The 11,840-nt window shown below is 64.0% G+C and carries 10 protein-coding genes; all 10 read left to right on the forward strand.

From position 1 onward, the window contains the following. The first annotated feature begins 17 nt into the window (after positions 1-17). The gene (locus HNR24_RS01885; protein ID WP_182494856.1) at positions 18-3,440 is read left to right on the forward strand and encodes a phage tail tape measure protein; all 3,423 of its coding nucleotides are present in this window, start codon (positions 18-20) and stop codon (positions 3,438-3,440) included. 818 nt (positions 3,441-4,258) lie between these two features. After that, on the forward strand, positions 4,259-6,544 hold the full coding sequence (locus HNR24_RS01890) for a hypothetical protein (RefSeq protein WP_182494857.1): 2,286 nt from the start codon (positions 4,259-4,261) through the stop codon (positions 6,542-6,544). A gap of 3 nt (positions 6,545-6,547) precedes the next feature. Beyond that, positions 6,548-6,868, forward strand: a complete 321-nt coding sequence (locus tag HNR24_RS01895; protein ID WP_182494858.1) for a hypothetical protein — start codon at positions 6,548-6,550, stop codon at positions 6,866-6,868. 36 nt (positions 6,869-6,904) lie between these two features. Then, the gene (locus HNR24_RS01900; RefSeq protein WP_182494859.1) at positions 6,905-8,443 is read left to right on the forward strand and encodes a glycosyl hydrolase family 28-related protein; all 1,539 of its coding nucleotides are present in this window, start codon (positions 6,905-6,907) and stop codon (positions 8,441-8,443) included. Positions 8,444-8,621: 178 nt separating this feature from the next. After that, positions 8,622-9,071 carry a hypothetical protein gene (locus tag HNR24_RS01905; RefSeq protein WP_182494860.1) on the forward strand — a complete coding sequence of 150 codons (450 nt, stop codon included), beginning with the start codon at positions 8,622-8,624 and terminating at the stop codon, positions 9,069-9,071. A 9-nt stretch (positions 9,072-9,080) separates the two neighbouring features. Further along, the gene (locus HNR24_RS01910) at positions 9,081-9,335 is read left to right on the forward strand and encodes a hypothetical protein (protein WP_182494861.1); all 255 of its coding nucleotides are present in this window, start codon (positions 9,081-9,083) and stop codon (positions 9,333-9,335) included. Positions 9,336-9,400: 65 nt separating this feature from the next. Next, the gene (locus tag HNR24_RS01915; RefSeq protein ID WP_182494862.1) at positions 9,401-9,577 is read left to right on the forward strand and encodes a hypothetical protein; all 177 of its coding nucleotides are present in this window, start codon (positions 9,401-9,403) and stop codon (positions 9,575-9,577) included. Between the two features lie 3 nt (positions 9,578-9,580). After that, positions 9,581-10,714 (forward strand): LysM peptidoglycan-binding domain-containing protein, encoded by a 1,134-nt coding sequence (locus tag HNR24_RS01920; RefSeq protein ID WP_182494863.1) that lies wholly within the window; start codon positions 9,581-9,583, stop codon positions 10,712-10,714. A gap of 9 nt (positions 10,715-10,723) precedes the next feature. Continuing rightward, a complete protein-coding gene (locus tag HNR24_RS01925; protein WP_182494864.1) occupies positions 10,724-10,969 on the forward strand; it encodes a hypothetical protein in 246 nt (81 codons plus the stop codon). 136 nt (positions 10,970-11,105) lie between these two features. Continuing rightward, entirely contained in the window at positions 11,106-11,822 is a 717-nt protein-coding gene (locus tag HNR24_RS01930) for a hypothetical protein (RefSeq protein ID WP_182494865.1), read from the forward strand. Positions 11,823-11,840: the final 18 nt, after the last annotated feature.

An 11,840-nucleotide genomic window follows, 5' to 3' on the forward strand; every position in this document is an offset into this window, starting at 1 on the left:
GTCGTTAAGGAGGCCCCATGGCGGATCGCACCATCACACTCAGCCTTAAGGCCCGGGTGGACGGCCTTGTGAACGGCGTCAAGACCGCGCAGATGGCAGCGACCGACGCAGGGCGCAGCCTCGACAACTTCCGCAAGAACAACGAGCAGGCGTGGAACACCGCCGGCCGGCGAATCGCAGCATTCGGCACCGCCACCGTCGCCGGACTGGGCATGGCCGGCAAGGCCGCCATGGACTGGGAATCGGCCTGGACGGGTGTCCAGAAGACTAATGAGGGCACGGCTGAGCAGATGGCTCAGCTCGAGGACGACCTGCGTGGACTCACCCAGGTCCTTCCTGCCAGTCACGCTGAGATCGCAGCCGTAGCAGAGGCCGCAGGCCAGCTCGGCATCGGCGTGGATGACGTCGCTGAGTTCACCAAGACGATGATCGACATGGGCGAGTCGACCAACATGTCCGCCGATCAGGCGGCCACCTCGCTCGCTCGATTCGCGAACATCATGGGCACCAGCCAGTCCGACTTCGACCGCATCGGCTCCTCCGTGGTGGAGCTGGGCAACAACTTCGCCACCACAGAGTCCGAGATCGTGGAAATGGCTATGCGCATCGCCGGCGCCGGCGCGCAACTCGGTCTCACCGAGGGCGAAGTGCTCGGCTTCTCCACCGCGCTCTCCTCGGTCGGCATCGAAGCACAGGCCGGCGGCACAGCCATCTCCAAGGTCATGATCGACATCGCCGCGGACGTGGACAAGGGCGGCGAGGATCTCGAGCAGTGGGCCGCCGTCGCCGGCATGTCCGCACAGGAGTTCAAGCGGGCCTTCGAGGAAGACGCTGCAGGGGCCATGGTGTCCCTGGTCGAAGGACTCGGCAACGCCGAGGAGCAGGGGAAGACCACCCTGGGAATGCTCGATGAGCTCGGCATCACTGAGGTCCGCACCCGTGACGCCATGCTGCGCCTTGCTGGCGCGAGCGACATGCTCGCGGATTCCCTCGCCACCGGCAATGAGGGGTTCGCAGAGAACACCGCGCTGATGGAGGAAGCCGAGAAGCGTTACGCGACTGCCGAATCCCAGATCGCTATCGCCTGGAACGGGATCAAGGACGCTGCGATCGACGCTGGCGCCGTGATCGTCCCGGTGATGGTCGGCATGGTGGAATCCATCGCGGATCTCGCGGCGTGGTTCTCTGAGCTGCCTGAGCCAGCGCAGACCGCAATCACGACCCTCGGGGGCCTGGCCGGCGTCACCGCGGCAGGGCTCGGCGGCTTCATGCTCCTCTTCCCGCAGGTGCAGAACACCCTCGAGGCGCTGCGATCCATCGGCCCCGCCGGCGGCAAGGCCGCAACGGCCATCACCAACGTCGGCAAGGTCGCCGGGATCGCCGCGGTCGGATTCATCGCACTCGAGACCGCCTCCCGGATCGCGGGAACGGGCCTGGATGACCTCGGGTCAGCCAGCGACTTCGAGCGGGCGCTGCATCTCCTCGCAGAGGACGCGCTGGCCGGCGCAAACTCCCTCGATGAGCTGGCTTCCGCGTCGGGCTCGTCTCTCACCTCGGTCCATGGTCTTGGCGACGCTCTCAAGACCGTCGACGCCAGCGGGTTCGTGAAGAGCCTCGACTGGGTCGGCTCCATGGGTGGCAACTTCGACACCGAGGTGGGGTTGGCGGAGGAGGCGCTGGGCAACTTCGATGAGGCGTTGACCAACCTTGCCAAGGGTGGCAACTTCGAGCTGGCCGCGGAAGGTTTCAGGCAGCTCGTCATGGAGGGTGAGGCGCAGGGACAGTCCCTCGAGACTGTCGCCGCGACCGTGCCCGAGTACATCGACGCCCTGGGCGCCGCAGCTCTCGAGCAGGGGGTCTTGCTCAACGAGACCGACCTGCTGAAGCTGGCCATGGGTGAACTGCCGCCCGAGCTGCAGAGGGTGAAGGACGCGGCCGACCAGGCCGCGCAGCAAGACCAGCTCGAGTCCGCGCTGAGCGATGTTGGTCTCGCCGCGGACGGCGCGGTGGAGTCGCTCTCGGACTACCTGGATCTCCTGTTCGAGACTGGCCTTGCGGCGCAGTCCGTGATGCAGGCCCAGTCGTCCTACGAGGCTGCCCTCGATGGCGTCTCGGATGCAATCGATCAGGTGGCCGCGTCAGAAGGCGAGATGGGCAGCATCCTCAATGAGACGAAGGATGCTTTCGATCTGACGTCCGATGCGGGCCGTCTGGCGCAGGACAGCTTCCTCTCGATTGCCGATGCTGGCCGCGATCTTGCTTCCTCTATGGCTGAGGCCGGCGACTCCCAGGAGGACATCCAGAGCTCACTCGAGGGCACCTACAAGGGTCTGATTAACGCGGGGGAGCAGTTCGGCCTCACCGCGGAGCAGTCCAAGGCTTTGGCTCGTGAGGTGCTCGGCGTCCCGGATGGCGTGACCATCGACTCTTGGATGTCCACCGAGGCGGAGGAGACCGCTAAGCGAATCTCCACCGAGGTCAACGACATTCCAGACTTCACCGAGGTGATGGTGGTGGTCGATGACGATGGCGCACTGGGCCCGATCCAGATCACGAAGGAAGAACTGGCGTCCATCCAGGACCGCACGGTCGACGTGGATGTCACCGACAACGGCAGCGTGCTGACCGTCCAGGGCGGCATCGACAACGTGGAGGGCAAGACCGAGTACATCTACGTTGAGGACGACGGCACGGCGCGTGTGGTCCAGTCGCGGATCGACAGCGTGACCGGCAAGACCGAGTACGTGTATGTGGACGACAACGGCACAGTCCGGGTGGTCCAGGGCCAGATCGATGGTGTGCAGGATGGATCAGCGGACATCACCGCGGTTCCCCAGACTGCGAACGCCGAGTCGGCGCTGAACAACACGGCCCGGAATCGCACCTCGACCATCACGCAGGTCATCAAGCGATCCAACCTGCTGACCAACACGTCCCCAGGTGGGCCCACCCTGAACAGCGGCGGGTACACCGGAGGTGTGGCGGGGCGCGACTTCGGCTTCCCCAAGCTGCGCAATGGCGGGCGACTTCCGTACACGGGACTCGGCACGGACATGATCCTTGGGGTGAACGGGGCGGGGCTGCCTGTCGCTCGGGTGGATGACGGCGAGTGGGTGGTCCGTGAGCGGTCCGCACAGAAGTACGACAGCGTGCTCGACCGGATCAACCGCGACCACCCATCCGTGCAGCACCTCGCCGGGTACGCGGCGGGAGACAGGGTCAACCGTGGCGCTATCCAGTCGCAGCAAATGGCAATGGCTACAGCGCCGGCCATGACGTCAGCGGGTGTCGCATCGCCGGCGGGACCGTCTGAGATGACGGGGACGCTGTACTTCGAGAATGGCGCGCTGGCGGGGCAGTTCAAGGCGGCCATGAGCAACAACACTCAGGGTCTCGCCCGCGAGACGAACAATGCGCTGCGGAAGCTGCGCACCACATAGGGGGTTCATATGACCGCATACCTGGGCCCCGCGGGTGGGCTGGTGCCGTTTCGGTGCCCGTCCGCCGTGTCGATCACCACCGAGCGGGCGCAGAGCTTCAAGACCACACTGGGTGGGCGGGTGAAGGTCCAGCGCGGACCGGTCACCCGCCGGCAGTGGCAGGTCGAGCTCGGCAGCGCGACACCGCAGGAGCTCGCGAACCTGCAGGCGCTTGTCGAGGCTGGCACTCCGCCATGGGTGTGGGTGGAGCCGTATGCGCAGGTGACGAACCTGTTTACCCCGGAGCAGTCGACACTCGCGCCGGGGACATGGTCGGGGAACGGGGCAACTGAGGGCGGCGCGGTCGCAGTAGCGGACGCAATGGCTCCCCGATCTATCATGCACCCCAGCGGCGGTGCGATCACACTGGGGCTTCGCTTCGGCTCCGCTGATAGGCCACCTGTCCGGCCTGGCGTTCCCTTGAGTGTATCCGCAGCTGTCCGTGGATCTGGTGTGTTGACTGCCCACTGGCACAATTGGCAGGGTTCCGCAATCGGCTCAGCAACCAAGAGCTTCAGCTATTCCGAGATGGGCCGGGCCCTTCTGGAGAACATCAACCCACCAGCCGCCGCGCAGTCTGTGCGTGTTGTGGTGACTGGCGCGCAACAGGTCGCCATGCCTTGTCTCACATGGACGCCGGACGCGCCGCCATGGTCCATGGGTCGGGGTTGCACACGCGCTGTCGAAGACGGCCTATCTGAGGCCGTGCAGGCGGCGGTCCGTGATGCCCCGTCGATGCGCCGGTCGTCGCTTTCGTTTACGGTTCGGGAGGTGGGTTGATGCAGGAGATTAGCGGATATCCCGACGATATAGGCATGGTCGAACCTACCGCGCTGGTCCTGGTGAACGGGTCCCCGGTGGAAGTATCGTCGCTCTCAGTATCTCGTGAGCTGTCCTCCTCGATGCCTTCGCAGGTGGCGTCTGCCAGCGGCCTAACCGCCGCGACGGGAAGCGTGTCATGGGCTGTGGGTGAGGACGTGCAGACGCGCTCAGCTCACCCTTGGGATGGGAACGACTTCCCGCCGAAGCCGGCCGATGAGGTGGTCGCTTTCATGGGGTACGGGGAAGCGTTCGTCCGGCAGCTCACCGGCAGCATCGATGACTCGCAAGGGTCGGCGGCCAGTGGGGATGTTTCTTCTGGCCTGGTGGATGCCATCGACAAGCTGAATCGTCCCGTCTCGTTTCCCGCACTGCTGGACTGGATGCCCCCACGGGTAGATGGTGAAGAGTACACCCGCGTGGGGATGCAGCCGGTCTATATCACGGACAGGATCCTGCGCGAGTGTGGATTCAATGCCACCCCTCCGCAGGTCAATGGGTGCGTGTTCTCGGCTCCACACATGGGTTCAGCTTGGCCCGAGGTGGGCGACGTGTATAGGGCAAGCGAGCAGGGGTTCTCCACCCGCTCGGTGCTGCATGTCCCGACGGTGTGGGGTGTGGGACTGTCCAGCGGGGACGTTCTCTACGAGCCGGACTTCTCGAAAGCAAGCAGCAACGGGCGACTGAATCGCACGATGCAGATCACCGTCAAGGTGAACCCCGGTCAAGTGTCAAGTGGTGAGGCGTTTGTCCGCGCACAGTGGGGCGGCGCCTACGTGTCCCTCAGTGTGACAAATCTGCGCACCATCCGGGCGCGTCTCCACAACGGGTCCTCTGTGACCACCGTCTGCCAGTTGACGGACGCCGACGTTTCAGATGCGACCGTGTTCACCCTCCGGGTGCTCCCAGATGGAAGCTTCACGATCTTCGCGAACACCGGCAAGTCAACCTCCGGGTCAGCCTCACTGCCGTCCGCGATCACAGGTAGCGACATGGACCGTGTTCGGGTGTTCGTCACCCACGAATGCGGGCTGCTAATCGGCGGGACCCAAGTCAACTTTGGGTCTACGAGTGTCTTCAATGCACCGCAGACAGCGCGACTCACCCCACCCGCGTCGTGGCGGCAGCTTCACGCATTCCCGCGAGTAGAGTCTCGCAACGCGCTGGACCTTCTGAAAGAGCAGGCAGAGGCAGAGTGCGCAGCGATGTGGATCGATGAGCACGGCGTCTTCCGCTGGGTGAACCGGACGAACCTCACGGGCGCGGGGGCATCTGCGAGGATCAACGCCTTGGATGATGTGCTCGATATCGGGTGGGAGTCCAGCGCGGCGGGGGTCCGGTCCCGCGTGGTGCTTAAGTCACTGGAATCGAACATCAGCCGGTCAAAGATGCCGAATCAGATGGCTTGGCAGGCTGGCGGAAAGTCGCTGGAGGCTGGGGAGTCTAGCGAGGAGATCGTCTCGCCTGCTGGCGACGCCGATTGGGTACGTGTGGATGAGGATCTCAAGGTACTCCCCGGGGACTTCTTCGACTTCAACCGGGGCCGGGGCACCTGGGGCGGGGGTATTGCATCCAATGATGACGGGTCCCAGTGGGCGACCATCGGCAACTCTGCATTCTCGGTGTCCATGGAGAAGCTGGCAGACGCGGTTTACAAGATCACCACCAATGCGGGTTCTCCACCCAATGGGCGGACCGTGGAGCTCAGCACCCCCGACGAGGACGCGTCGACGGGTGTGTGGAAGTCCAAGCGAAACGTAAACCTTCCGATGCTGCGCGCCAAGGGAGTTGTGGAGTGGTCTGACCGGGAAACCGTAGGGCTCCATGTAGGGCCACAATTGGCTGCCGTTTTGGAACACGACGTCGGCCCTTGGGTGCAGAACCCCACCGACCTGCAAGACCTCGCAGATTGGCTCTCAGCGCAAGTATTCGAGCCCAAGCCAGTACTGCGGAACCTCTCGGTCATCCCAGACTTCCGCCGCCAACTCGGCGACGTGGTGTGGGTCGAGGACAGGGAGAACCTCCACATCGAACTCAAGCTGCTCATCACCAAGATCGACACCACTATCTCGGCGGGCTCAGCCGATCAGACCATCGGCGGGCGCATCCTCGAAGCGCGGTCCCTGGGGACCACCAACGCGCAACTCGACACGCACGCCGGGTACCGCACTAACACAGGGTTCGACATCCTCTGGGCTGACGCAACGAACGCGCAGCTCGACACTGATCCTCTCGGAAGGGGCTAGGACATGCCGTTCGTCGGACCATTTCAGCAGTACGTCATCGATGAAGATAGGAACGTCGCACGGGTCGATGACTGGGCCATGCAGGCCGCAGCGATCACCTCGGGGATTGAGCAGGGGAAAGCGGAGGCGCTGGCGGCCGCGAGAGTGGATGCTGCACATAAGGCGGCGGCCACTCTCGCGGCATCGAAGCAGTTCACCACGGACTCGATGAACACCTCGCACCTTGACCTCGACACGGACGGCACGCCGTATTTCCGGCTGGGCTCTATGACGCTAAGCATTCACGCCGACACAGACGGCAACCCATTCTTCCTCGACAATTAGGAGCACGCCTTGACACAGCCACTAGACCGCCGACTGATGACAGAGGCGACCTTCCAGGCGAAGGCTCTAGAGCAGGATGGTCGACTCAGCAACTACGACACTCGAGTGCGCGCCATTGAGGTGCTGGGTGAGCTCGCACCGGGGAACGTGGATGACGCGACGTTCGCATCCGTGGTGGGGCAGGAAGACTCGCAGGGGTCGCAGGCGCTCAAGGCAGCCTATGCCACCCTTGACAATCAAGGGCGCCAGCCTGTGCGGAAGGGGGAGCTCAGCCTCAACGTCCAGGACTATGGCGCAGTGGGGGACGACTCCACCGATGATTCCGTGGCTTTCCAGGAAGCGATCAACGATGCCGCCAGCAAGGGCGGCGGTGTCGTCTATGTTCCGCGATCTCGGTACAGGGTGGCAAATCTGGTGCTTCGCAGTGGCGTGACGCTGACGGGCGGGGCGGGAAACTTCAACTACCTGGCGTCGTCCGCTCAGCCGGGCGGGGCAGTGCTTCGCGGCGTGGAGCCCGGCTGGCTGGTGGACATGCCCGAAGACGGTGCACGCTGCGCGGCGGTCGTGGGGCTCGGTCTTGACGGTCGCGGCGTATCCAATGGTTACCGGATGCGGGGCCGCTGGAACGCCGCAGGGCACATCGGTGTGCACAACACCCCCGAGCAGGGGATCTACATCCAGCACGAGGCATCTAAGTATGACTCGGTCGGCAACGCGATCAACGCCGCACTGCTCACTAACGTGGTCATGAACAGGACACCCGGCAAGTACACAGGAGGCGTCGAAGTTGAAGGGACCGACCACTACCTGAACTGGATCGAGTCCAGCAACTCAGTACAGGGTGACCTGGGGACCACGATGGCGAACCCGGACGAGGGGTATGTGACACCCTTCCTCATCGGTGGCGCTGACCACTTCATCAATAACCTCGTCGGAGAATACGGTGAGACTGGGCTTATTTACATCGGCGACAAGTGCCGATTCGCGAACATCCGCTCCGACTCGAACCTTGGTCACGGTTACCTGCTGGATAACGGGCGCGGGGGCGTCTGGGTCAACGTCACCAGCCGAAAGAACGGGATGGCTGCAGCCAACACTTACGACGGCTGGAAAGCCGCGAGCAACTCTGTTGGGAACACCGTTACCGGGCTCGTCACGCAGCAACAGGATGGGCACACTTACCGGTATGGAATCAACGATGAGGTCAACACCGACTTCGGCAGCCGCAACCAGTACGTCGCACCAGACGTGCGGGGTTGGTCGACCGCACCACTGAGCATTGTGGACTTCCTGGGCTCCGGGGTCATGTTCGCCTCGAAGGTGGTCCGCTCTGGATCCGCTGCCAACGTCGACGTGTTCGGCGCATCTACGGTGGCTGTCAACTCGTCCACCACGACCATCACGGACTTCATCCACGGATACAGCGGCCAGGATATCTCGGTCGTGGCAACAACGACCGGCGGGATCATCCAGGCCAACAGCAGGATCAGGACGTCTTCTGGATCGAACCTGTCACTGCAGGCGAACCGCGCCTACCGGTTCACTTTCTACAACGATCGGTGGGTGCAGCACTGATGCCGCCTAGCCGCCACATCCCCGGCCAAGAGCCGCCCAGCAGAGAGCAGGTGATCGGATGCCGCATACGACTCATCTGACGAATAGGCCCCACCCACCGGAGCCTCGCACCCCGCGTGCGGTGGCCCGGTGGTGCTGGGACACAGTCCTCTGGGCTGCCGGTGTACTGACCCTGTCTGTGAAGCACCCGCGCCAGGCGGCCCGGAACTTCTGGCACCTGGTCAACGAGCCCCGCGGGATCACCCTGCTGGTGTTCGCCGGCTACGTGGTGCTCACCTGGGGCGGACAATCGGCGCTGCGGAACCCGCCGAACACGGTGGAGAACGCCGCCGGTGAGCTCGCCATGACTCTACTGTCCACCATGTTCGTCTCAGGCGGGGTGATCGGGGCGCTGACCTGCCTGCCCGGGTGGAACTGGCTCGAGCGCGGAGGGGTGCTGCTTGCCGGTTTCGCTGCGCTGATCTACGCGGTGATCGCCATCTCTCTCGGTGTCACCACCAACGGGAACCGGGATCTGCAGGTCAGCCTGATCCTGTTTGCCGTCATCATGCTCACCGGGAGAGCCTTCTGGATCTGGGAAAGGCCATACGCCAAGCGCCGAGACAAGAGCACGGCCACTACCGCATAGGAGGCGCTAGTGAGCCCCGAACTAATCACCGCACTTGTGAGCCTCGTCGGCGGCGGCATCGGTGTCAAGATCATCGACTGGATCATCGCCTGGACCAAGGGGCGGATGGACCAGGCGCAGAAGGTCCAGAAGCGCCTCGACGCAGAGACCAGGCGCCGGCGTGAAGCTGAGTCGGCCTACCACTCGGTGCGTATCACTGCAATCAAAGCGGGGGTTCCCGTGGCCGAGATAGCGAACTTGCCCGACACGCCAGCCGGCGAGTAACCGACCACCGAACCGCAGGCCCCGCTCCACATGGACGGGGCCTTAGTCATGCCCAGGAGGCACAGATGAGCAAGCAGCTACCAGCCGAGGAAGAGCTCGAGGTCCACCACAAGGCCGGATACCTCGAAGACGTCGACCGCGAGGACGAAGCACCTGAGCCCGAGTTCGACGGCGCCGAGGGCGATCTGCCAGAGGACGCCGAGGACGTGGAGATCGAGATCCCAGAAGCCGAGGAGGGCTAACCCATGAGCTTCACCATTCTGCCTCGGTCTGCATGGACCGACACCGCACCTGGCTTCGCCCGGTTCCCCTCCCGTCGACTGGATCCCAACGTGGTCCGCACGGTCGCCCCGCACTACCCGGCGGACGGTCCCGTCACCTACGGACCCGAGCCCACCCTGGCGCAGTCAGCCGCCCGGCTGCGCGCCTATCGCAACTACCACGTGAATCACCTGGGCTGGGCTGACATCGGCTATCCGATGGCCGTCGACCAGGCTGGACGGATCTTCACCTGCGCCGGGCTCAGCTTCGCTGGCGCGCACTCCGCCTCGCCCAGCTTCGCGGATGCCAACTACCGGGTGACCGCGGTGCTATTCATCCTCGGCAACAACGAGCGGCCCAGCGCAAAGGCCATCGCCGCCTTCCGCAACCTCTGCCGATGGATGAAGGACAACCGCTACCCGAATCTCGCCACCCGGCCGGTGGACCACGGCAACCTGCGCGGCGCCTCCACCTCCTGCGCCGGCCCAGAGATCCGCCGACTGATCCCAACCGGTGGGATGGACATTCCTGCCGGTAAGGTCACGGCACCCGCGGCGACCGCTACTGGCGACCGAGCGCACACGGTCAAGGCGGGGGAGACCCTGTCGGCCATCGCGGCGCAGTACAGCGTCAGCGTGGGCACGCTCGCCACGGCGAACAACCTGGCGAACCCGAACCTCCTGCAGGTCGGCCAGAAGCTCACCATCCCAGGCGGGGAAACTGCGAAGCCATCCGCGCCGAAGCCGAGCGCCCCGGCGGACTCCTACGCGGACAAGACCAGCTGGCCCGAGCGGCCCATCCAGCAGCGCCTCAACGACCAACTGTGGGAGGACAACGCCTACGACAACACCAAGTTCGCGCTGGTCGAAGCGCTCCGGCGGGCAGGCTACGGCACCGAGTCGGTCACTCCGTGGGGTCGGCTGCAGCAGATCAGCCGGTGGCTCCGCGGCCGCCACGGGATGCGTGGACCTGAGACCCAGGTCGAGATCTGGAAGAGGTTCCAGACCTTCCTCAAGAGCGTCGACCGGTACGCCGGCGCGATCGACGGGATCCCCGGACCCCAGACCACACGAGGCATCTTCGGATGGCTCAACGACATCCGACCCGCCTACCTCTAGGAGACACCAATGCCTCAGAACACCCCGAAGAAGAAGGAGCCGGTCGCGCTCTCCGCGGCCATCGTGGCACTGGTTGCCGCTGTGGGCCCGGTGCTCATGGCGTTCGGGCTCGAGATCACCGATGAGCAGAACGCCGCCGTCATGGGGCTGGTGACCGCCGTCGTCGCGGTCGCCACTGGCCTCTACGCCCGGTCCAAGGTCACCGCACCCGAGCGCGACCCCAAGCCGCCCATCACCAGCGAGACCCAGGCCTGACGAGTCCAACTGACTCTAAGTCGCGGCCACGCCGCTGTAGCGCCGCACCACACACTGCCGCCCCACCCTCAAACAAGGGTGGGGCGGCTTTCGTGTCTGTTCGGGGGTGCGTCCGGTACCGCTGTATATTTGAGCCATGGAGACTTGGACAACTGCGTACCGGTTCGAGTGGACTCCGATCATCGCCTTCAGTGCCCGTCGTCTAGAGCTCCTACAGTGGCTTCAAGACAATGTGGAGCCAGTAGCTTTTCGAGATCAGGATGACTCTGTTGGAGTCGCTGTAGAGGACTTGTACTTGAAGGTGACCGCGACTAGAGATTCGTTGACACTTCTGAATGGCCGCGTCCCCCACTTGGACCTCGAGGCAACGACTCATGTCGTTGAAGGAATATTCGAAACCTTGAAGCCCGAGGGCATCACGCTCGCCTACAGTTCACAAGCGATATCCGGCGAGCTACCTAGCGCTGACTATGAGGCCGAGACTGCACGCTTCTCTGCTCGTGCCGCCGGTACACCGGATGTGTCGGTCGTTCCCTACGACGCCGCGATATTGGCCGACTTCTCCACCCCAGGCTTCCTGGTGCAGTCAGAGTGGGGTATCGTCAACGGATCAGAGTTGGCGATGCGCGTCGAAGATCCGCGTGTTGGCCGAGCAGGGGGCTCCAGAGCCCTCACTAGCCTCGACAACGAAGACCGACAGTCTCTGCCGGCGCTGAGTGTATTCATGGACAACTTCATTCGACCCTCAACCAAGGGCGAAATAAACGACGTGCAGAGTCTGTTTGGAACTGCGCGTAGTGCTGACGAAGCTAGCGAGTTAGTTTCGTCCACGATTATGGAAGGAATGCGGTGAGTTCTGTGACGTCAGTCT

Origin of the sequence: Nesterenkonia sandarakina (genome assembly GCF_014138825.1) — a bacterium.
GTDB lineage: Bacteria > Actinomycetota > Actinomycetes > Actinomycetales > Micrococcaceae > Nesterenkonia > Nesterenkonia sandarakina.

What these genes read in the sequence shown, in the direction of transcription:
- HNR24_RS01885 (WP_182494856.1), top strand. Translation starts at nt 18, where the DNA reads ATGGCGGATCGCACCATCACACTCAGCCTTAAGGCCCGGGTGGACGGC.
- HNR24_RS01890 (WP_182494857.1), top strand. Translation starts at nt 4,259, where the DNA reads ATGCAGGAGATTAGCGGATATCCCGACGATATAGGCATGGTCGAACCT.
- HNR24_RS01895 (WP_182494858.1), top strand. Translation starts at nt 6,548, where the DNA reads ATGCCGTTCGTCGGACCATTTCAGCAGTACGTCATCGATGAAGATAGG.
- HNR24_RS01900 (WP_182494859.1), top strand. Translation starts at nt 6,905, where the DNA reads ATGACAGAGGCGACCTTCCAGGCGAAGGCTCTAGAGCAGGATGGTCGA.
- HNR24_RS01915 (WP_182494862.1), top strand. Translation starts at nt 9,401, where the DNA reads ATGAGCAAGCAGCTACCAGCCGAGGAAGAGCTCGAGGTCCACCACAAG.
- HNR24_RS01920 (WP_182494863.1), top strand. Translation starts at nt 9,581, where the DNA reads ATGAGCTTCACCATTCTGCCTCGGTCTGCATGGACCGACACCGCACCT.
- HNR24_RS01925 (WP_182494864.1), top strand. Translation starts at nt 10,724, where the DNA reads ATGCCTCAGAACACCCCGAAGAAGAAGGAGCCGGTCGCGCTCTCCGCG.
- HNR24_RS01930 (WP_182494865.1), top strand. Translation starts at nt 11,106, where the DNA reads ATGGAGACTTGGACAACTGCGTACCGGTTCGAGTGGACTCCGATCATC.